The sequence below is a fragment of the Paenibacillus paeoniae genome (genome assembly GCF_003388735.1).
GTDB lineage: Bacteria > Bacillota > Bacilli > Paenibacillales > Paenibacillaceae > Pristimantibacillus > Pristimantibacillus paeoniae.
Genome location: NZ_QUBQ01000001.1, coordinates 1,417,985 through 1,439,534 on the forward strand (window position 1 = coordinate 1,417,985; position 21,550 = coordinate 1,439,534).

22 protein-coding genes are annotated in these 21,550 nt (G+C 48.0%); 18 read left to right on the plus strand and 4 right to left on the minus strand.

Annotation, left to right across the window (positions count from 1 at the left end):
• The first annotated feature begins 144 nt into the window (after positions 1 to 144).
• The gene (locus DX130_RS06390; RefSeq protein WP_116043716.1) at positions 145 to 507 is read left to right on the plus strand and encodes a glyoxalase superfamily protein; all 363 of its coding nucleotides are present in this window, start codon (positions 145 to 147) and stop codon (positions 505 to 507) included.
• A 58-nt stretch (positions 508 to 565) separates the two neighbouring features.
• The gene (locus DX130_RS06395) at positions 566 to 1,084 is read left to right on the plus strand and encodes an NUDIX hydrolase (protein ID WP_165861180.1); all 519 of its coding nucleotides are present in this window, start codon (positions 566 to 568) and stop codon (positions 1,082 to 1,084) included.
• Positions 1,085 to 1,241: 157 nt separating this feature from the next.
• Here DX130_RS06395 and DX130_RS26370 read toward each other — a convergent pair whose 3' ends face one another.
• From DX130_RS26370 to DX130_RS06405, 3 genes are all read right to left on the minus strand, one after another.
• The gene (locus DX130_RS26370; protein ID WP_165861181.1) at positions 1,242 to 1,382 is read right to left on the minus strand and encodes a hypothetical protein; all 141 of its coding nucleotides are present in this window, start codon (positions 1,380 to 1,382) and stop codon (positions 1,242 to 1,244) included.
• Between the two features lie 90 nt (positions 1,383 to 1,472).
• Positions 1,473 to 1,982, minus strand: a complete 510-nt coding sequence (locus tag DX130_RS06400; protein ID WP_116043719.1) for a GNAT family N-acetyltransferase — start codon at positions 1,980 to 1,982, stop codon at positions 1,473 to 1,475.
• A 46-nt stretch (positions 1,983 to 2,028) separates the two neighbouring features.
• The gene (locus DX130_RS06405) at positions 2,029 to 2,217 is read right to left on the minus strand and encodes a hypothetical protein (protein ID WP_116043720.1); all 189 of its coding nucleotides are present in this window, start codon (positions 2,215 to 2,217) and stop codon (positions 2,029 to 2,031) included.
• Between the two features lie 122 nt (positions 2,218 to 2,339).
• Here DX130_RS06405 and DX130_RS06410 point away from each other — a divergent pair, with 122 nt between their 5' ends.
• From DX130_RS06410 to DX130_RS06460, 10 genes are all read left to right on the plus strand, one after another.
• On the plus strand, positions 2,340 to 4,130 hold the full coding sequence (locus tag DX130_RS06410; protein ID WP_116043722.1) for an SgrR family transcriptional regulator: 1,791 nt from the start codon (positions 2,340 to 2,342) through the stop codon (positions 4,128 to 4,130).
• A 367-nt stretch (positions 4,131 to 4,497) separates the two neighbouring features.
• Complete coding sequence (locus DX130_RS06420; RefSeq protein ID WP_116043725.1) at positions 4,498 to 5,253, plus strand: DeoR/GlpR family DNA-binding transcription regulator; 756 nt, start codon at positions 4,498 to 4,500, stop codon at positions 5,251 to 5,253.
• 47 nt (positions 5,254 to 5,300) lie between these two features.
• The gene (locus DX130_RS06425; RefSeq protein ID WP_116043727.1) at positions 5,301 to 6,833 is read left to right on the plus strand and encodes an FGGY-family carbohydrate kinase; all 1,533 of its coding nucleotides are present in this window, start codon (positions 5,301 to 5,303) and stop codon (positions 6,831 to 6,833) included.
• Positions 6,834 to 6,895: 62 nt separating this feature from the next.
• On the plus strand, positions 6,896 to 7,996 hold the full coding sequence (locus DX130_RS06430; protein WP_116043728.1) for a M42 family metallopeptidase: 1,101 nt from the start codon (positions 6,896 to 6,898) through the stop codon (positions 7,994 to 7,996).
• An 80-nt stretch (positions 7,997 to 8,076) separates the two neighbouring features.
• Positions 8,077 to 8,886: a BtpA family protein gene (locus DX130_RS06435; RefSeq protein ID WP_116043730.1), complete on the plus strand. Its 810-nt coding sequence runs from the start codon at positions 8,077 to 8,079 to the stop codon at positions 8,884 to 8,886.
• A 57-nt stretch (positions 8,887 to 8,943) separates the two neighbouring features.
• Complete coding sequence (locus DX130_RS06440; protein ID WP_116043731.1) at positions 8,944 to 9,999, plus strand: autoinducer 2 ABC transporter substrate-binding protein; 1,056 nt, start codon at positions 8,944 to 8,946, stop codon at positions 9,997 to 9,999.
• Positions 10,000 to 10,017: 18 nt separating this feature from the next.
• Positions 10,018 to 11,550, plus strand: a complete 1,533-nt coding sequence (locus tag DX130_RS06445; RefSeq protein ID WP_116043733.1) for a sugar ABC transporter ATP-binding protein — start codon at positions 10,018 to 10,020, stop codon at positions 11,548 to 11,550.
• On the plus strand, positions 11,547 to 12,545 hold the full coding sequence (locus DX130_RS06450) for an ABC transporter permease (RefSeq protein WP_116043734.1): 999 nt from the start codon (positions 11,547 to 11,549) through the stop codon (positions 12,543 to 12,545). The genes DX130_RS06445 and DX130_RS06450 overlap by 4 nt, the downstream gene beginning before the upstream one ends.
• Before the next feature lie 23 nt (positions 12,546 to 12,568).
• The gene (locus DX130_RS06455) at positions 12,569 to 13,627 is read left to right on the plus strand and encodes an ABC transporter permease (RefSeq protein ID WP_116043736.1); all 1,059 of its coding nucleotides are present in this window, start codon (positions 12,569 to 12,571) and stop codon (positions 13,625 to 13,627) included.
• A gap of 343 nt (positions 13,628 to 13,970) precedes the next feature.
• The gene (locus DX130_RS06460) at positions 13,971 to 14,228 is read left to right on the plus strand and encodes a hypothetical protein (protein WP_165861182.1); all 258 of its coding nucleotides are present in this window, start codon (positions 13,971 to 13,973) and stop codon (positions 14,226 to 14,228) included.
• A 60-nt stretch (positions 14,229 to 14,288) separates the two neighbouring features.
• Here DX130_RS06460 and DX130_RS06465 read toward each other — a convergent pair whose 3' ends face one another.
• Positions 14,289 to 14,924 (minus strand): DedA family protein, encoded by a 636-nt coding sequence (locus DX130_RS06465; RefSeq protein ID WP_116043739.1) that lies wholly within the window; start codon positions 14,922 to 14,924, stop codon positions 14,289 to 14,291.
• A 299-nt stretch (positions 14,925 to 15,223) separates the two neighbouring features.
• On the opposite strand from DX130_RS06465, the gene DX130_RS06470 reads away from it, so the two are divergent.
• From DX130_RS06470 to rsgA, 6 genes are all read left to right on the plus strand, one after another.
• Positions 15,224 to 15,865, plus strand: coding sequence for a YqaA family protein (locus DX130_RS06470; RefSeq protein WP_116043741.1), 642 nt, complete (start codon positions 15,224 to 15,226; stop codon positions 15,863 to 15,865).
• A gap of 230 nt (positions 15,866 to 16,095) precedes the next feature.
• Positions 16,096 to 17,235: an MGDG synthase family glycosyltransferase gene (locus DX130_RS06475; protein WP_116043742.1), complete on the plus strand. Its 1,140-nt coding sequence runs from the start codon at positions 16,096 to 16,098 to the stop codon at positions 17,233 to 17,235.
• Positions 17,236 to 17,417: 182 nt separating this feature from the next.
• Entirely contained in the window at positions 17,418 to 18,194 is a 777-nt protein-coding gene (gene fabI, locus DX130_RS06480; RefSeq protein ID WP_116043744.1) for an enoyl-ACP reductase FabI, read from the plus strand.
• Positions 18,195 to 18,535: 341 nt separating this feature from the next.
• A complete protein-coding gene (locus DX130_RS06485; protein WP_116043745.1) occupies positions 18,536 to 18,973 on the plus strand; it encodes an RrF2 family transcriptional regulator in 438 nt (145 codons plus the stop codon).
• A 242-nt stretch (positions 18,974 to 19,215) separates the two neighbouring features.
• A complete protein-coding gene (locus DX130_RS06490; RefSeq protein WP_116043747.1) occupies positions 19,216 to 19,839 on the plus strand; it encodes an FMN-dependent NADH-azoreductase in 624 nt (207 codons plus the stop codon).
• Between the two features lie 542 nt (positions 19,840 to 20,381).
• Positions 20,382 to 21,512: a ribosome small subunit-dependent GTPase A gene (gene rsgA, locus DX130_RS06495; RefSeq protein ID WP_116043748.1), complete on the plus strand. Its 1,131-nt coding sequence runs from the start codon at positions 20,382 to 20,384 to the stop codon at positions 21,510 to 21,512.
• Positions 21,513 to 21,550: the final 38 nt, after the last annotated feature.

Below are 21,550 nucleotides of genomic sequence, written 5' to 3' on the forward strand. Positions count from 1 at the left end.
AAGAAGATCCTTTACAGCTTGTCGGCTGTGAAGGGTCTTTTTTGTGTTAGGCATGCATCTTTCCTCCTTGCTTAAGAAGATGTATAATCGTGGAAGTGCATAGGTTAAGTCCAGCTTGGTTTACTTATCAGAAGGGAGCCGCTTATGGAATTTAAAGGAGCTGTACCGATTCTTCGTATCTTTGATGAAGGCAAGGCGAAGGAGTTTTATGTATCCTTTCTGGAGTTTACTTGGGATTGGGAGCACCGGTATGAATCCCAGTTCCCGCTATATGCGCAGGTTTCCAAAGGCGGCTGTGTATTGCATCTATCTGAGCATCATGGCGATTGTACGCCAGGAGCGGCGGTGAGGATCGAAGTGGAGGATGCGAAGGCTTGGCAAGAGAAGTTAGTTGCCAAGCTATATGGTTACGCCAGACCTGGCTTCTCCGAGGAATGGAATTCGGTCCAGGTGACCGATCCGTTCGGCAATAAGCTGCATTTCTATTCAACGAACAATGAAAACTAAAAGGTAAAGCGTTAACCCCTAGATAAGCTAGATCATGGTCAGGAAGGAATTGGATGTCATGGAGCTGTTGCGGGAAATCTATGAACGTGAATTGGGTCTTAGCGGGCGGGACGGCAGCTCACGCAGACATGGCGGGAACTTCTGGATGCGCCGGACTGTTAGAGGCATTATCTTCAATGCCCGATATGAAGTGGCGCTGCTGCATATTAAGAATGGTAATTATTACAAACTGCCAGGTGGCGGCCTTAAAGGGTCGGAATCGCTGGAGATGGCTATGCAGAGGAAGGTCAGGGAGGAGCTTGATGCAAAGGTCGAGCTGACGGATCATATCGGCCTCGTCATTGAATATCGCGATGAGCGTGAGCTATTGCAATTCTCCTATGGCTATGTCGGCCAGATTCTGAATACTGAAAAGGAACCAGAACGTTCAGAAGAGGGAATAGAGCCGGGTTCTGTCTTGAGTTGGCATTCTTTGAAGGATGCTATTGGGCTTATGGAGGGGAAAAAGCCGACAACCTACGAAGGCCAATTCATTCAAGAGCGTGATCTTTGTTTCCTGAAGCAACTACATCGATAAGAAGGGATACGATCAGCACCGTTTCTACAATCGGGTTGCCCCGCAAGCGCTGAACGAATCGAGATGGATTCCGATGATGGTTTAGGAATGTACGGATATCGAGTGAAGAAGGAGTGCCGCGGGCCAACGCGGCACTCCTTTTTTTGTACAAGACTTCTTAATTCGCCGGTTTTTCGTTGGTGCGGACTTGTTTGGGCGATGCCTGCGTATCATCCGCGAGCTTGTCGCCAAATTGATCCAGCCTTGAAGGGTTGGCTGCAGGGCCGTCGTTGCGCGGCTTGTTATTTCTTCCGGACATGATCTTCACCTCCACCCCTTAGGATGAACGGGCGAAGAGGAGTTATGCATAGCAAGGGAATTCTTATGAGAATAGGAAGTGTTTACCCGATTAGAGGTTCAAATAATAGATGACTGTTGCGTCCAAGCCGCCCTCCGATGAACGGGCAAAGCCAGGAATACGTCCGGCTTCGATATAACCGAGCGAATGATAGAGCTTGTTGGAAGGATCGCCGGCTCGTGTATCCAGGATGAGCAAGCTTCTGTTCTCCACGGCAGCTTGCTCATGTGCGGTATTCATCAATGCGCGCGCAATGCCGTGCCGGCGTGCCGACGGATCGACCATGAGTTTAGCAATTTCCGCGCGGTGCGTGGCATTTCGCTTCATGGCGAGCTGCAGCTGGACCGTTCCGACAAGACTGCCATCCATATAGGCAGCCCATAGAAAGGCGCCTGGTTCCAATACGCTTTGCCAATATTGTTCAGCTTCCTCCAGCGACATCGGTGAGAGAAAGCCTATTGACGCACCGTCCTGTACTACATTCTGCAATAACTTGGACAGTTCGGTGGCTTGTGCGGGGGTAAGGTGTTGCAGCAGTTGAATGGATAAGGATGCAGACATGCGAGGCAGCTCCTTTATGAGATAGAATGTACGATCTCTTATGACTCTAGGACAGAAAGCCGATTTTACGCAAAAAAGGATTTCTCAGCTTTGGTTGTTGGCAATCCGGTGCATCCGCGTCCCATTGTGTCGTTTCGTTCGAGTTGGCGATATAACTTGCCTCTCTTATTCGCTCGGCTTCCCGATCCTTCCACAATTGGTGAGGAATAAAATCATGCATGAGCATTGCTACCATCTCCCGTACTCCTGTATTTTAACACCATTATGCGCTCGTAAAAGGGACATAAAAAGTGTATAATCTGAATTGATTATTTCCCCTTTTATAAAATACAGCCTCTCGCGGAGGAGGGTATCGTCATGAACAGTGAAGAAAGATATCTGATGATGTACAACAAAGTGGCAGATCCTATTGGATTCGGCAAGCCGATTGAAGTGTCTCTGGAGGGATTGGCAGAGGCATTGTATTGTACGCAGCGCAATGTCAAATTTATTGTCCGCAAGCTGGAGGAAGATGGGTTCATCGAATGGCAGGCTGGACGCGGGCGCGGCAACAGATCGCGGATTACGTTCCTTTATCCGAAGGAGAAGAAGCTGATGGAGCTTGCGCAGCAGTATGCTTCGAGGGGCGAATATAAATATGCATTTGAACTCATTGATCAATACGGGGAAGGCACGGGAGTAAGGCATCAATTTGTGGAATGGATGAACAGCCATTTCGGTTATAGGACGGAACTGATTGATGACTTGGAGGCGGATTTGCTTAGACTTCCCGTCTACCGCCCCATTCTGACGCTTGATCCTAAGGAGTTGTATTATGCCTTTAGTGTTCATATGGTCAGGCAGCTGTTCGATTGTTTGGTGAAGTATGACCGGGAAGCTGGCAAGATTGTGCCTTCTCTGGCGCATGCATGGGAGCATGATGAGGAAGGCAAGGAGTGGACGTTTCATCTGAGAAAAGGAATCCAATTCCACCATGGTCGTGATCTGGTTGCCGAGGACGTAATCTATTCTCTGGAACGATTGAGAGGCAGCGCTGCATCGGGATGGTTCGTGAGGACGATCGTTGACATTCAGAGAAGAGGTCCGCGTACCGTGACGCTTAAGCTGGATCGTCCAAACTGGCTGCTGCCTCGCTATATGTGCTCAACAGGTATGTCGATTGTTCCGCATGAACTGGTCGAGCAGGATGAACAATTTTGGGAGCATCCAGTGGGGACGGGGCCGTTCCGCTTTGGGGAATGGACGGCAGATCGCATTATTATGAAAGCCAATTCTCATTATTTCCTTGGCAGAGCGCATCTTGATGGCGTCATCATCGTCATCATGCCGGAGGATACGGCAGCTTTTGCGAAAAATTGGGATCAGCTGCTTATTGATCATGATGCGAAGGACTACCAGCCGGCGCAAGACTGGAAAAAGGTCGAATATGTTACCAACGGCTGTAGTCTGCTCACCTGGAATCGGGGAAAAAAGGGACCCCAGCAGTCGGCAGATTTCCGCAAAGCGATCGACTTGCTCGTGGATCGGAACCGTATGGTAGCCGAGCTTGGCGGGGATCGAATGTATCCAGCCAGCGGCTTCTATCCTGGAGAAGAATCCTATGACAGCGTTGCTTGCCCTGATGTGGAGCTGGCTTTAGAATTGTTGAAGCGATCACGTTATGGGGGAGAGCGATTGAAGATCGGGACCTACGGTATTCATGAGAAGGACGCCAGATGGCTGCAGAAGGAGCTTGCTTCCTATGGGATTGCCGTCGAGATACAGCTGGAGAACTGGAAGAGTATACGAGATGAGCAGGTTCGACAGGATGTAGATTGTCTATTGTACTGCGTCGTATTTGCGGAGGATGAGGTCTGTATGATCGAGCTGTTCGAGCAAACGGGAAATTTCATGCGAGATCATCTGGACCCGGGGCTTCTGCAGTGGGTGGAGAATAAAATTGATAAGGCACTTGCAAGCAGGGAGACGGACAAGCGATGGAAGGAACTTATGGATATCGAATATAAACTGCGGGATGAGACACATGTTCTTTTTCTATTGCATAAGAAGCTTCAAATGTTTCACACCCCTCATATTAAAGGCATCGGCATGAATTCTTTGGGATGGATCGATTTCAAAGATATATGGCTGGAGAAAACCACGGGTTGATACGCATAAAAGCTCAAGCTCAAGTGATCAATCAGATTGATCGAAAATGTTATGGAATGATCAAATTGATTATTGATTTGATCATTCTTTTTCATGTATGCAGGAATAATAAGCTCATTATGATTAAATTTAACTGTGTTCACCCTTGGGAATGTGCGAAATTCTATTTTTATAGCGATGGATAGGACATTAATGCTGCTCATTCATCATGATAAGACAAAAATAATGACGGGATACGCAATGAAAGGGTTTACAATTAGCGTTATGTTGGTTATGATCATTGTAAGATTTATATTGATCAATTTATGATAATTATTGATTTATATTTGATTGCTATGCTATTATACAAACAAGGAGATTGATTGGAATGTCAACTGAAAGAGAGAAGCAAATTGTAAGCTTATTGCATGAAAATTCGCCTTTAACCGTTGAAGAATTAGCCCAGCATCTTGACGTATCGGAAGTAACGGTACGGCGCGATCTGGTCGCGATGGAGAAGAAAGGCATCATTTCCAGACGGAGAGGCGGGGCTGCGCTACCTGATCAGGGAGCTGAGCCGTTGTTCGTCCAGCGAGAGAAGAAAAACCATGACCTGAAGCGCCAGATCGGACAATATGCTGCTGATCAAATACGAGAAGGCGAGGTTATCGCTCTGGATGTTGGCACGACGACGGCGGAGCTTGCGAAAGCACTCGTCAAGAGAAGAGGCATCACTGTATTTACTTCTTCCTTCCAAGTGGCATCCATCTTGTCCAAGAGCAATCTCCATGTTTATATGATAGGCGGCCTTATCCGTTTTAATGAAATGTCGATGGTAGGAAGCGTTGCCATAGAGACGATCAAAAAATTCAACTTCGATCGTTACTACTTAGGGCTTGCCGCAGTGAACAGAGAACGCGGCTTGACGGATTACAGCGTGGAGGAAGCCGAAGTCAAGCAAGCCTTCATCGCGCAATCCAAGGAAGTCATTGCGCTTGTAGACCGGTCCAAGGTGGGTGCGTCCTCTTTATTGAAAGTATGCGAATTCGACCAGTTAAGCGAGATTATTACGAACCGAAGCGACGATGACAGCGAACATCCGGCACTAGACTTAGGCTTCCAAGGGAAAATTACTCTCGTATAGCGTAGGCTGATGGGGAAATTCGTAAAGCTGACAGGGGAGGACATCACATGTCATATGTAATGGGTATTGACATAGGGACATACGAATCCAAAGGTGTGCTAGTTGATCGAAATGGCAAGATTGTTGCGCAAAGCGCCGTACCGCATCAGCTGGAAATCCCACATCGCGGGTGGGCAGAGCATGACGCAGAGTCGACATGGTGGCATGACTTCAAGCTATTGTCTCAATCGCTGCTTCATAAAGCGCAAATGGAGTACGGCATAACGAAAGACGAGATTGAGGCAGTCGGCGTCAGTTCGATCGCTCCGGCGGTACTTCCGATAGACAAGACCGGGGCTCCGCTTCGCAAGGCGATTTTGTATGGTGTCGACACTCGGGCAGAACGCGAGATTACAGCGTTGAACGAGTCGGCAGGAGAAGAGCAGATATTCGAGATTGCGGGCCAAGCACTAACTTCTCAGGCAGCAGGTCCGAAAATCAAATGGATCAAGGACCGGGAGCCGGAAGTGTACGAACAGACATCCAAATTTTTATGCGGCTCGGGTTATCTGGTCTACAAGCTGACTGGACAATACATCATGGACCGGTATACGGCGGTCAACTACGCTCCCTTGTTCGATATCCGCACGTTAGAATGGAATTCGGATATGGTAGCTTCCATTACAGATGCTGAAAAGCTGCCAGAGCTGACTTGGAGTACCGATATTGTAGGTGCGGTCACGGCGAGTGCGGCGGAAGAAACGGGCTTGGCGCCGGGGACGAAAGTAATCGCCGGTACAGCCGATGCCATGTCGGAGGCGATTAGCATCGGCGCCATTCATCAGGGCGACTTGATGATGATGTTCGGAAGCTCGACCTTCTTTATTCTAACAACGGACAAGATCATGAAGACGAAGCAGCTATGGCCGAATGTCCATGTTGTTCCTGGAGCGAATACGCTGACTGGAGGCACGGCAACGGCGGGCTCGTTGACTAGGTGGTTTGTCGATCAGTGTCTGGGCAGAAATGCGGGAAGCGGAGAAGCATCAGGCTGGTCGGTCGATCAGGCCTATACGTATATGACGGAACAGGCAGGACTCAGTCCGCCTGGTGCAAACGGATTGATCACGTTGCCTTTTTTCAGCGGAGAGCGTACACCCATCCATGATGCCTCGGCCAAAGGCATGATGTTCGGCTTATCCCTTAATCATACAACCGCGGATATGTACCGCTCGTTGCTGGAAGGCATCTCATTCTCCATACGGCATAACTTCGACGTCATGAAAAGCCTCGGTGCATCGGTTCAGCGAGTTGTATCGGTGGGCGGCGGCGTCAAAAATCAATTGTGGCTGCAAAGCGTAAGCGATATTTGTGGGGTACGCCAAGCGATACCTGAGGTGACCGTTGGCGCCGCATATGGAAACGCTTTCATTTGCGGGATGGCGTTAGGCTGGCACGATAAGCTGGAAGAAATCGATGCTTGGGTGAAGATTGTTCGTTACATCGAGCCGCAATCCGACCAACAGGAGCTGTACGAGCGTTACTACAAGATCTATCACCGCCTGTATGAGGGGACCAAGGAGCTTATGAAGGAGCTGTAGCAGCCAAAGAATAGAGAGGCTGTACATTAAGGGTAGGATTTATACGCATGGGAGGCTAGCGAATGGAACAGCGGATGGATTACATGAAGAAGAGACTGCAGGAATTGACCTCGCTTGCGGCAGTATCCGGTTATGAAGATTTGGTCATTCGATATGTGAAGGAACAGCTGCAAGGGGTTGGGGAAGAGATTCAGGTAGACGCGCTCGGCAACGTCACCGTACGCATGAATGAGATTAAAGGGCAGGAGCCCTATCGCGTTATGATCTTCGCCCATATGGATGAGCTTGGTCTTGTCGTCAATAAAATCGAAGATTCCGGATTTCTGCGTGTAGAGAGGCTTGGCGGCATTCCAGAGAAGAGTCTGGCTGGGCAATCGGTCATCGTCGAGGCGAACGGCCGTGTATGGAACGGCATCATCGGGACAAAGGCTCATCACGTAACGCCATCTGAAGAGAAGTATCGTGTGCTTCCGGTGAGCGAAGTGTTCGCCGACTTCGGCTTCAAGTCCAAGCAGGAAGCGCTGGACGCAGGATTCGATGTCGGCACGCCGGTCATGTATGCTCGGCAATACTTTGACAACGGAACTCGAGTATTCTCCAATGCGCTTGATAATCGTGTTGGCTGCCTCGCCTTGCTGGAACTGGCAGATCGGGTGAAGGATAGCGGGCTGCCTTGTGAGCTTTATATCGTATTCTCTGTTCAAGAGGAGTTCAACTTGCGCGGCGTTTTGCCGGCTGTACGCCGAATTGATCCGCATCTGGCTATTACGCTCGATATTACGATTGCGACAGATACGCCTGATCTGAAGACGAAAGGCGATATATCGCTTGGCGGCGGCCCAAGCATCGGGATGTATACGTTTCATGGCAGAGGTACGCTAGGCGGCCTTATTCCAAATCCGAAGCTGGTCAAGCATATTAAGGGAGTCGCCTCCGATCATCATATTCCACTGCAGCCTGCTGTATTTATGGGCATTCTGACAGATGCATCCTTTAGCCAATTGGAGAATGACGGACTGCCGATGGTTGATCTCGGCTATCCTGCACGCTATACGCACGCTCCTGTGGAATCGGTCGATCTCGATGATGTCAGCAAGCTGATTGATTTGCTAGAGCATCTGCTGTATACATTCGACGGCACTGTAGACTTTAGCCGAGGCTAATAGGTCCGCATGCATCAGGTTCATTCGCTAGACCAAAATCAACAAGATTAGATAGACACATTCTGGGGAGGATGACAGATATGACATGGTTAAAAGACGTACTTGGCACGGAGAAAGCGATTATTGCGATGTGTCACCTGATGGCTTTGCCTGGAGACCCTTATTTCGATAGTGAAAAGGGTATGGATTACGTGGTGGAGATGGCTCGAAAAGACTTGAAGGCGCTGCAGGATGGCGGAGTAGACGCGGTTATGTTCTCTAATGAATTCAGCTTGCCTTATTTGACGGAAGTGAAGACAGAAACGGTTGCAGCAATGGCCCGCATCGTCGGCGAATTGAAATCAGATATTGAAATTCCTTTTGGCGTAAACGTTCTCTGGGATGCGAAGAAGTCGCTTGACCTTGCTGCGGCGACCGGCGCGTTGTTCGTTCGTGAAATATTCACCGGTGTCTATGCCAGCGACTTCGGCCTCTGGAATACGAATGTAGGCGAGACGGTGCGTCATCAGCAACGGATCGGTGCAGGCCATGTTAAGCTGTTGTTCAACATTGTTCCGGAAGCAGCGAAGTATGTCGCTGACCGTGACATTGAGAGCGTAGCTAAATCAACTGTATTCAACAATCGTCCTGACGCGCTTTGTGTATCCGGTCTAACTGCGGGTGCGCAGACGGATTCGCAAATTCTAAAACGAGTCAAAGAATCGGTGCCAGAGACGGTCGTCCTTGCCAATACGGGCGTTCGCCGCGAGAATCTGGTTGAGCAATTGTCGATTGCTGACGGAGCTGTTGTCGGCACAGCCTTTAAAGTTGATGGGAAATTCGAAAACCATGTGGACCAAGCACGAGTGAAAGCTTTTATGGATGATGTGAAGGCGTTTAGGCAGCGGTAATACCGCTGCTGGACGGTTTGACATAAATTTAAAATCATCTTTAGGGGGAAGCAATCAATGGTCAAGAAAAGTTCAATGTCTGCAGTTGCTATGTTACTTATCTTTTGCATGGTGATCCTCACCGCTTGCGGCGGAAGCACTCCAGGAAACAACAAGGGAAGCGGTGGGACGAACAAAGGCGGCGATGACGGAAACAAAAAGTACAAAATTGCCACCGTTGTTAAATTGACCGGCGTAGCTTGGTTCGACCGAATGGAAGAGGGCGTAAAAGAATTCGGCAAAACAACCGGACATGACACGTTCATGCAAGGTCCCCAAAAGGCAGACGCAGCTCTGCAAGTGCAAATTATCGAAGATTTGATCGCTCAGAAGGTGGATGCGATTACAGTCGTTCCTTTCTCGGCAGAAGCGCTTGAGCCTGTGTTGAAAAAAGCCCGCGACAAAGGCATTGTTGTCATTACACATGAAGCGGATGGCATGGTGAATACAGACTTCAATATTGAAGCATTCGACAATTTGGAATACGGCGCATTCCTCATGGATAACCTGGCTAAGGCGATGGGCGAGGAAGGCGAATATATGACGACAGTAGGCAGCTTGACGACGAAATCCCACATGCAGTGGGAAGAGGGCGCTTATAATCGTCAACAGGAAAAATACCCGAATATGAAAGCGGTTGCTCGCAAGCTGGAGACGAATGACGATCAGAAGGTTGCCAGCGAGAAGCTGCGCGAGACGTTCAAGGCATTCCCTAATCTGAAAGGCTTCCAAGGCGCATCCGGCAACGATGCGGCTGGCGCGGCACTGGCGATCGAAGAGTCCGGTCTGATCGGCAAAGTGAATGTCGTGGGCACAAGCGTACCGTCTGTATCGCAGAAGTATTTGGAAAGCGGCGCGATGTCGATGATCGGCTTCTGGGATCCGGCTGAAGCGGCCAAAGCGATGAATACGATTGCGGTCAAGGTGCTTGAAGGCAAAGCGGGCGATATTAAAGAAGGCTTTGACCTTGGCGTTCCAGGCTACAACAAGCTGATTGTAAAAGACGGAAAATACCTGTACGGCGCTGCTTGGGTGGGTGTCACAAAAGAAAATGTAACCGATTACGATTTCTAAGGAGAGGGTGACCCGAACATGCCTAAAGCCCTGATCGAACTGAACCATATTAACAAATCATTCGCCGGTGTTCATGCGCTTAAGGATGTATCGCTGCGAATCGATTATGGCGAAGTCCATTGTTTGGCTGGGGAGAATGGCTGCGGGAAATCCACTCTGATCAAAGTCATGTCCGGCGTTCACGCGCCGGATCATGGCGAGATAAGAATCGATGGAGAACTGCGCAGTCAGCTGAACCCGATTGAAGCGATTAATTCAGGCGTTCAAGTCATTTATCAAGATTTCTCGATCTTCCCTAATCTTACGGTAGCCGAGAATATTGCGCTGAATGGCGAGCTCGCTCAAAGGAAGAAATGGATCAATTGGAGCAAGATGCGCCAAACGGCGAAGCAAGCTCTGGACAAAGTAGGCGTCGATCTGGATCTGAACGCGAAGGTTGAGCACTTGTCGGTTGCCGACAAGCAGCTTATCGCGATTTCGCGGGCACTTATGCATAGGGCTAAGCTTATCGTTATGGATGAACCGACTACCGCGCTTACTCAGAAGGAAGTACGCGCTTTATTTCGTGTCATTGAAGGACTGAAGCGAGACGGTATCTCGATTTTATTCGTTAGCCACAAGCTGGAAGAAGTGTTCGAGCTCTCGGAGCGGATTACGATTATGCGCAACGGAAAAAATGTTATCTCTGAACGCACGGATCAATTGAATCGCGAGAAGCTGGTTTATTATATGACCGGCCGTCAAATTGACGAAAGCTATTATGAGGTAGAGAAGAAAACAGGCACGCCGCTGCTCCGAACAGACAACTTGTCTCTAAAAGGCTGCTTTGAACATATATCGCTCAGCATACATCCCGGCGAAATTGTAGGTTTGACAGGTCTGCTCGGATCAGGCAGGACAGAGCTTGCCGAATCGTTGTTCGGTTTGACACCGGCAACTGGAGGCCTAATCTACCGTGATGGCCAAGCCGTGAACATCCAGTCGGTCCAGGATGCAGAGGGACATGGGATTGCCTATGTGCCGGAGGATCGGCTGACGGAAGGATTGTTTCTGGAGCAATCGATCGAGCGCAACATGGTAGTCAGTGTCATCGATGGACAGAAGGACAAATGGGGCATGATCGATGGGAAGAAAGTGAAATCGACGGTCCGCAGCTGGATTGAAAAGCTAGGCATTGTTGCACATTCACCGCTCTCTCCGGTGAAGACGCTATCAGGTGGCAATCAGCAGCGTGTCGTGCTCGCCAGATGGCTTGCAGCGAACCCTAAGGTACTCATTCTGAACGGGCCATCGGTCGGAGTCGATATCGGCTCGAAGGAAGATATACACCAGGTCATTCGCGATCTTGCCAGACAAGGGCTTGGCGTTCTTATGATCTCGGATGATCTGCCTGAGCTTCGGCAAAATTGCAACCGCGTACTCGTAATGAAGCGGGGAAGGATTATCGGCGAGTCCGAAGGGAAGTCCTTCACGCAGGAGGTATGGTCGCAATTGCATGACGGTCATGACGAAGAAGCGGGTCTAGCCGAAAACAGGGGGAGCACGGCATGAGGAAATGGACAAAAACTAGCGAATTTTACGTTGCAATCATCATTCTGGTGCTCTTTGTTGCGATCGGCAGCCAAAATGGAGCATTCTTCAGTTCAGCGAACATGTTTGACCTTATTCGCAGCAGTATTGTGCCTGGCATTTTTGTCATTTGTACGATGATGGTTATTATTTCGGGCGGCATCGATGTGTCATTCCCGGCTATTGCCACATTCAGCATGTTTTCGGCTACCAAAATTATTTTGATGCTTGATCTTGATCTGCCTGTCTTCGTGGCTTTCCTGCTGGCAGGAATTATCGGGCTTGGATTAGGATTGATTAACGGACTTCTTATTGCTTACTTCAAGCTCCCTACGTTAATCGTGACACTGGGCACGTCATCGATGTTCAGCGGTTTCCTGCTGACCTTTGTCGGTAGTCGTCAGATTAGCAACTTGCCTCCGGCGCTTGAGCAATTCGGCAAAACGCCGTTCATTAAATTTACGACGGATGCGGGCATTACGGTCGGTCTGCCGATGTCTGTCCTTATTACAGCAGCCGTCATTGTTATCGTAGCGATTATGATGAAGTACACGATGATCGGCCGCGGTATCTACGCGCTTGGCGGAGATCCGGTCTCTGCTGAACGGATTGGCTTCAACACCAAATTTCTGCAATGCTTCGTCTATGGGTTTGTCGGCTTCCTAGCGGGTATCGCCGGCATGATACAGACTACCATGATGAGAAGCTCCAATCCGGTCGATCTGCTCGGTACGGAGTTATTGATCATTGCAGCGGTTGTACTGGGCGGGGTTCGCATTACAGGCGGGCATGGCACCGTCATCGGCGCATTGCTTGGTCTGCTGCTTATCGTGACCATACAAAACAGTCTTATCCTTGTAGGCATTCCGTCGTACTGGCAGCGCTTCGTCATTGGTGCGCTTATTCTGGTCGGAACTGGCGTCGCAGCTTATCAAATCAAACGATCATCTTCCAAACGATCATCCATTCTAACTTGACAACAGTCTACTAGGAGGTACTTATGTCCAATCACGCATCGAAGCGCAGGGGGACGGATTCGTCCTATGACGATCTCTCTTTCTCTATAAAGCGTTGGCTGTCCTCGGACGGAAACCTGACCCGGCTGTTCGTCATCATGGTCTTGGTGTTCGTGACGATGGCGATTCTCAGCCCGCGCACGTTCCTATCGCTTGACAGCTTTAGCTCCATGGCATTTCAATTCCCCGTCCTTGGCATACTATCGCTAGCGATGATGCTGTCGATGATCTCGGGCGGCATTGATTTATCGATTGTAGGTATTGCGAATTTGACATCGATTTTGGCTGCAATGGTGATGGTTCGACTTATCCCGGAGGGCGCATCGGCCGGAACAAGCCTTCTGTATATTGCAGTCGGAATTGTATGCGCGATGATCGTCGGGATTCTATGCGGATTGCTGAATGGATTCGCAGTGGCCAAGATTGGCATTCCGCCTATTCTTGTTACACTAGGCAGCATGCAGATGTTCATGGGACTCGCCATCGTCATTACGAAAGGGCAGGCGATCGTGGGACTTCCGGAGCAATTCTCTGCGATAGGAAATGGGAGTGTGGTCGGCATTCCAATGCCGCTTATTATTTTCATACTCTGTATTGGAGCGGCTTATCTATTGCTCAATCGTCGTCCATTCGGCATGAAGCTGCAATTGCTTGGAAGCAACCCGACAGCGTCGCGTTACGGAGGCATCCGCAATACGACGGTACTGCTGAAAACCTATGCGCTTAGCGGCTTGCTAGCCTCTATTGCCGGACTGGTCATGATTGCGCTCACCAACTCGGCTAAGGCCGACTATGGCACATCGTACATCCTGCAAGCGATTCTTGTCGTTGTTCTTGGCGGGGTCAATCCAAATGGCGGATTCGGCAAAATCGCCGGTGTCGTCATGGCTGTGCTAACGCTGCAGTTTCTCTCCAGCGGCTTGAATGCACTCCATGTCGGTAACTTTTTCAAGGACTTCATCTGGGGCATCGTACTCATTCTCGTTATGGTGATTAATGTAGTCAGTCCGAGGATGAAGTGGAAGCGAAAGCCAGCGGGTTAGACAAGCTCATCTTCGTAACTGTAAATATGTACATGTAAAGGGCCAGACTCATTCAGCGATTGCTGTGCGGGGCTGGCTCTTTGTGTTGTAAAAAGCGTTGTTCCTTGCGACTAAATGCTTTTACGTTAAATTATCTTTTAAAGTAAGAAGATATATGGTTCGATAGAAGGAGAGAAAAACGTATAGTAAGGTGGTCTGTTCATGCCTGCATCTAATCGGATTGAACAAGAACTTGTGGCGTTTTGGGAAATGGTTCGACGTGGACAGGAGGCAGTATGAGGCTAAGGCTAATTTCCATACGAATGCCCAAGAGGAAATGGATTACCCGGGTTGGGATGATCTGATGAAATTAACCTTTGATGAGATAATGAGTGACGAACATCGAAATGAACAGGATACGCAACTGAATAGTATTTTGTCGGTTATGGGACTAGACCATGAGGTTGAACAGGTAAGGATGTATTGTGAGGATCATTTAGTTGCGTTGCGAATTCTTGCTGAAGCTGGCTCTTCTTATTTAAATGCTGGAAAGGATATGTTGAAAGACGACCCTGACCCACTCATTGTGAATGAGCTCAATCACATACCATCCAAGTCCTAGGTTAAGACCAGCCTCAATCAGCATTTGCTAAGTGGGGCTGGTTTTTTTGAGGAGAGGCTGCTAGCGATCCATAACTTTGCTTGTTATCACCTTTTGCTTGATGTGTTTGCGCCATTTTATGATTAGGAAGATACAGAGAACTGCGAATAAAGCGATCGTGATATAAAGTAAGGATTTCTCCACCCACACCAATATATGCTTCCACTGTTCGCCGAACAGAAAGCCGATGCTGGTAAATACGAAAACCCACAATGCTGCACCCGTATAAGCATACAGAGCAAAGATTCGAAAGGGTACGCGTATAATGCCAGTCGCATATCCGATAAACTGTCGGATACCCGGCATAAAAAGTGAAAATAGCAATAGCTTGTTGCCGTGCTTTTCATAAGCTTTTTTGGTTTTTTCCATATGTATGGGCTTTAATAATAGCCGTTTGCCATACCGGTCGAATAGAGGCTGACCGAATTTATATCCAATCCAATAGGTGATTGTCAGGCCAATAATAGCTCCCGCATAAGCCGATGCAATTGCAGGCAGCCAGTGCAGCACGCCTTTGTACGCTAAGTAGCCGGTATACGTTAACGTCGTATTTCCTGGAGGAATCGGGAGAGCGATGGCATCCAGAGGAAGACCGATCAATAAAACAAGGTAACCGTAATCTGCAAATAAACGTTCAACGATTTCGAGTAGATTCAACTGCCATAGCTCCTTTAACTTGTATCTTAAAGAGTTCCATAGCATTCAGTTGAAAGCCGGAACTGTTCGAATGATGTGGGTATGCGTATCAATTGTTTTTAGAATACCTGACATATTGTGGGTTTGAAAACCGACCTGGGCAGGGATTACAACTAGTCTTAAGTCGTGCTTTGAACTAGACCTCCACCAATTGTTAGATTGCCATAATACGTATAGGATTACAATAGGTCTAGTTGGAAAGAAAAACAAAATATCGAAAATGAAGTCATGAACTGACTGCAGAATAGGGGAACGGCTACTTGTTTAATAACATTATTGATTACGTATTGAATTACGGCGCTTGGGGCTTGTTTATCCATTCTTTTGCCGATGCGGTCATTTTTCCGATTCCAGCTTTATTTACACAGGTGTCATTGAACTTGCTCGATCCTTCGAATGCGTTGTGGCTCGCTACAATCGGGTTTGTCGGCTGTTTGCTTGGAACCCCCTTTGGCTATTGGATCGGGAGGGGGTTGGGACATTCGGTCATGAACAGGATGCTCAAAAAATCATGGGTTGATGCCGCCACTCGTATGATTCAGAAAAATGGGGAAGCTGCTATTCTAGTAGGTTCTTTTACACCGATTCCCTTCAAAGTGTTTACGATCTTGTCCGGATGCCTGAGCTTCCCTCTCTGGAGGCTGATGGCTTATGCGGCCATCGGCCGGGCTGTTAAGTTCTATCTCGTCGGCGTGTTGTTCTATCTATACGGGAGGTCAGCGGAGGGGATGGTTAAGCATGTGTCGCTCTATCTGTTCATCGCTGTGGTTCCGATTATCCTTGTTATTCTGTTCATTCGGAAGCGTCAAAAAAGAAAGGCCGAGCAGTTGGAACAGACGGAAGACGACCAAGTTCAACAGGATCAGCCTAGGCTGGAGCAGCACCAACAGATTCAGCAATAAGGAGATATTCTTTCATAAAAGAGACCTTATGGCGAAGGTTTACCCCGACTAAGGTCGTAGAGCAATACAATACCTCAGCCCGTTTGGATGCCATCTTGCATCCGTTATAATGGCTATATTGATAAAACAAAGGCTGTACACATACATTGAAATGAAATGAAGACGGCGCCCTGCTCCATGATGCGTCCACGTTGGCAGCGTCTCATCACACAATAGGAGGACGAGAGATCATGCAAGAAAAACTATTGGTACTGTCAGGCTCGCTGGGTGACGGACATATGCAAGCGGCAAAAGCCATCGTGGAGGCGTCGGAGATTTGCAAACCCGGAATGTCGGTGAAAGTCATTGATTTAATGGAGTGGATTCATCCCCGGATGCATGTCATTGAGCGCTATTGCTTCTTGCAGGGGGTTAAGCATCTTCCTTCGTTGTACGGATTTCTGTACCAAAAAACACGCGAAGACAGTCCGATAATGGCATTGTTGAAAAAATTCCGTCAATCCAGCCTGCATCGGCTTATGGAGCTTATTCATAGGGAGAAGCCAACAGTGCTGGTCAGTACATTTCCACCTGCATCGGCAGCTCTTTCTCTAATGAAGGAAAAAAGGATGACGTTGCTAACCACAGTGACGATTATTACGGATCATTCGGATCACAGCTATTGGATTCACCCCTACACGGATTTATATCTGGTCGGCTCGCAAGAGGTGGGTGAAGCCTTGTTGAAAAAAGAGGTACCGCTGCACAAAATCGTCGTAACCGGTATTCCGGTGCGTCCAGCTTACAGTCAGCCCAGCTGCAAAAAGCAGCTGCGAGAGAAGCTTGGTCTCGATCCCGCATCATTTGTCGTGCTGGTAATGGGTGGAGGCTGCGGGATGATCAAAGGGAACTTTGTCGAAGGGTTGAAATCCGATCAGTTCCCCGCCAATGTACAGTTCGTATTCGTCTGCGGGCGGAATGTGAAGCTGCTGCATCGGTTGAGTGAAACTTTTCAAGGCAGGAGCAATGTGTGGCTTAAGGGCTATATTGATGGCATCCAGGATTGGATGGCATGCGCGGATGTTCTTATTACGAAGCCAGGCGGTTTGACGACATCCGAAGCACAGGCGGTACAGCTCCCTATGATCCTGTTTGAATCCACACTGGGGCAAGAGCGGGATAATGCGAATTATTTGACACGCAAGGGCGTAGCCGTATGGTGTCAGGAGGATAATCTGCCGGCGCAGCTTAAGCACATGATGGAGAATCCGGAGCTGTTGCAAGCTATGCGTGAGAAGGCGGGAAGAAGTCGTCAGCAGCATGCGGCTGTTCAAGCCGTTAGACAAATTATGAATTTGTCTGGCCCTGCGGTGAAGTATGGGTATGTATAAAAATTTATAATGTGAAGCCGCAGCGGTACGCCGACTGCGGTTTGTATATTTTCTGGACGATATTAAATAGAAGACGGAGACTCATTGAACCATTTGACACTCCAGCAAAAAAGATTTACGATAAATTTAGTACTAGGTACTAAATTTATTCTGGTCATTGAAATGGTCAGAGGAGGTACAAGATGCAAGGACTAATGAATAATAAAACTGTCGTCATTATGGGCGTAGCCAATAACCGCAGCCTGGCTTGGGGCGTAGCAAAATCATTACATCAGCAAGGCGCCAACCTCATATTCACGTATAGGAAAGAGCGTTCTTATCTGAAGCTGCAAGAGCTATTGCAAGAGGACGGCATTAAGCCATTACTGTGCGTATCCTGTGATGCCAATGATGATGAAAGCATCGAAGGCGCTTTTCAGGAAATGAAAGAGAAGGTTGGCGTCATTCATGGGCTTGTCCATTCGATCGCTTTTGCAGACAAAGAGGATTTGAAGGGCGGCTACCTGGACACGACACGTGAGGGCTACATGCTGGCCCAGCATTCCAGTGCTTACTCGCTCGTTGCGATTGCAAGAGCAGCAAGTCCAATTATGACGGAAGGCGGAAGCATCGTTACCCAGTCGTATATCGGCGCTGAGCGGGTCGTCAAAAACTACAACGTAATGGGCGTTGCCAAAGCGGCGTTGGAAGCAAGCGTAAGGTATTTGGCTGAGGATCTGGGCAAATACGGCATTCGAGTCAATACGGTATCGGCAGGTCCGATCCGCACCTTGTCGGCCAAGGGTGTATCCGGCTTTAACGATATTATGTCGACCATCGAGGAGAAGGCGCCGCTTAGACGCAATGTCGATCAAGATGAAGTAGGGGACGCCACCATGTTCCTGCTCAGCAACCTCTCCCGAGGCATTACAGGCGAAGTGCTGCACGTCGATGCCGGTTATCATATTATGGGGATGTAGCGAAAGCTGCTTCCCTTTTTTATTTGCTCCGCAATATCCACTTAGAATTGCATAACATTATTTTGATACTTCCTGTGTTTCAATTCAAAGTTTAATATACAGGCTAATCAATTGATGGTTACGCGTTTTTGTACAGGCAAACTATCTTACAACAACGGAAAATCTAAAAATACCTCAGCAAAGATATGAAATTGATTTGAGTCAGGGCGAAGTTATTAAATGAGCTAAAGCTTGCGATTATAATTATTCCTATGATATATTTGTCATTCCATTATATAATAGGGATTAAAGAGTACACGGTACGCCACACGACGTTGAATGAGACAAAGGAGCGTATTGGAATGAGTATTACGAACCGCGGTATCCATATCGGACCGCCCCGATTCAAAATTGCCGTTCATGCGGTTATTTGGCTCTCCAAAAGCGATGGAGTGCTTTCCAGCGCCAAGATTGCGTGTCAAGTGAAATCGCATGCCACCTTTATGCGCAGAGTGCTGCAGTCGCTTGCCGCAGTTGGAATAGTGGAGTCAAAAGGCGGACGAGAGGGTGGTTATGCCCTTCTAAAGTGCCCGTCCGAGATTACGCTAGGCGATATTTATTATGCCGTCAATACGGAGCCGTCTGACTCTGAAATGGGGATGGAATGCGGCAATGCGGGAGAGCAATTGGATATTGAGCTTGAAAAAATCTTGTATGAAACAGAGCAGCATACGATCAGCTATCTACGACAGTTTACAATCGAGGATGTAGCCAGACGTATCGATCATTGCTCTTTTTAATAGGCAACCAAACTCCATAAGATTAGAAATAAGTGCGTTTGCCAGTAGGGCGGATGCTCTTTTTTTGTCATTAGCAGCGTGTTTAAATAGGTTTTTGCAGGAAACTTCGTTAATTATAAAAAAATAGATACTATTTTTTAATTAGTGTGCTTTTACCAGTTGCAATTTGATTTTTTCTGTCTTATAATGTGCTTTGGGTAGGCACAATAAAAATAGAGCAAATGACGAAGGAGCAGATAATCATGGCGAACGTTCTTTTTATTAAGGTCAACAATCGACCTAGCGAGCAAGCAGTAAGTGTACAAATGTACGACGCGTTTCTGAAAGCTTACAAGGAAGCGAATCCTTCGGATACGATTTCCGAGCTGGATTTATTCCAGGAGAATCTTCCTTACTACGGCAACGAGGCTATCACAGGAGCGTTCAAGCAAAACCAAGGTTTTGAATTGACACCTAGCGAGCAAGCGGCTGCTGAGACTGCAAATCGCTATCTGGAGCAATTCCTGGCTGCGGACAAAGTTGTGATCGCATTCCCGCTGTGGAACTATGTAGCTCCTGCACCATTGTCGACATACATGTCGTATATTGCACAAGCAGGCAAAACATTCAAGTATACGGCAGAAGGTCCGGTTGGACTAGTTGGCGACAAAAAAGTAGCACTGCTTAACGCACGAGGCGGCGTTTATTCTTCAGGCCCAATGGCAGAAGTAGAATCCGCTGTTAGACCGCTTCTAGGCGCTTTCGGATTGTTCGGTATTAAGCCCGAAGTTGTCGTAATTGAAGGTCACAACCAATTTCAGGACAAAAGTGCAGAAATTATTTCAAACGGATTGGCTGAGACAGCCAAAGCCGCTTCAACGTTCTAATCCTGTCGCATCTATTGAACTTTATTTATCTTATGATTACAATGAAAACCGCGTTGATCGCGGTTTTTTTGTGTTTCAAGACGTACTTGAAGATACGATAGTTGCGAGCAGAATGAGAATATGTCCGAGTTAAGGAAAACGAAACATTTATTTGCACCATATAAAAATGTGTACAGTCCATCCTATGCATACATCATTTCAAGACAGTTGGTAAAGATTAAATATAACCATTATGTTGTTAGACAACTGCAGTCTATAGACCCTATAATAAAACTCATCTGAACGAGAGGAGGTTGGACGTTATGAGAAGCTTTGCAATGATTCACATACAAACTCAAAATGCTTCGGCCTCTACGGAACTGCTCGCTCATAAGTGTAACAACACATTTCATACTTGAATAACAAGTTGAATGGAGCATGGCTTCAACGTTTACATGTAACCGCAGGAGAGCCGGGTATTGGCTTCTTGCGGTTTTTTTGATGCCGCAGGATATGTTCTGCGGTTTTTTGGTATTTAATTTTGTATAACGAGGAGAAATGAAATGACAGAACAACTTACAGATTTTTTGAAAGCTTTTGGCTGGGACGAACAATGGAACGATAAAAGAAACGCTGCTTCTGATAAGCTGAGAGATGCGTCGCCAGCGAGAGTTGTCGCCCAATATTCGCATGCCTATAAGATCATAACGATGGGAGGAGAACGGTTGGCGAATGTATCTGGGCGCTTCGAGTTCCAGGCTGAAAGCAAAGGAGATTTTCCCGCTGTAGGCGATTGGGTAATGGCCGATTTGCTTGACGAATCCCCGCCTAGAGCCGTCATTCAGGCTGTGCTGCCGAGACAATCCGCTATGGTGCGCAAGCTCGCCGGGTCAGTTCCGGATGAACAGATTATTGGGGCTAATATGGATTATTTGTTTATCACATTGGCTATGAATGGAGATTTTAACATTCGAAAGCTTGAGCGCTACTTGATTTCAGCTTGGGAGAGTGGTGCGATGCCTGTCGTCTTGCTTACTAAAGCTGATCTCTGCGATGATCATAGTCGCTATCTGGCCGAAGTAGAAGATGCCGCACCAGGCGTTCCCGTGCATATGGTTAGCGCATTGGAGAATCAAGGGAAAGAAGCTTTAATGGCTTACTTGAAGCCGGGAAAAACCGTGGCAGTAATAGGTTCGTCCGGCGTCGGCAAGTCAACACTGTTGAACTGGCTGGCGATGGATCATGTACAGTTGACTTCAGACATACGGGAGAGTGACGCTAGGGGCAGACATACAACGACACATCGCGAGTTGTTTTTGCTTCCTACAGGTGCGCTTTTGATGGATACGCCAGGTATGCGGGAACTGCAGCTCTGGGATTCCCAAGAGGGTTGGGAACAAGCCTTCTCCGATATCGAAGCGCTCGTTGCACAATGTCGATACCGGGATTGCAAGCATGAAGGAGAAGCTGGCTGCGCCGTTCGAGCAGCGCTTCAGAGTGGTGAGTTGGATACTGGAAGATATGGCAACTATAAAAAAACGGAACGCGAGCTGGCAAGACTGGCCAGGAAGGAAACGACTGCTATGCGACAACGGGACAAGAAACAGTCAACATTAAAAAATGCCCGTTCTCGGACGGCAAGTCGTAGATCTGTGGAGAATTGGGAGGATTTTGGGGAGAGTAAGCGAAAATAAGAAATAGTCATTGTAAATAGGATGCGGAATGTCCAAGT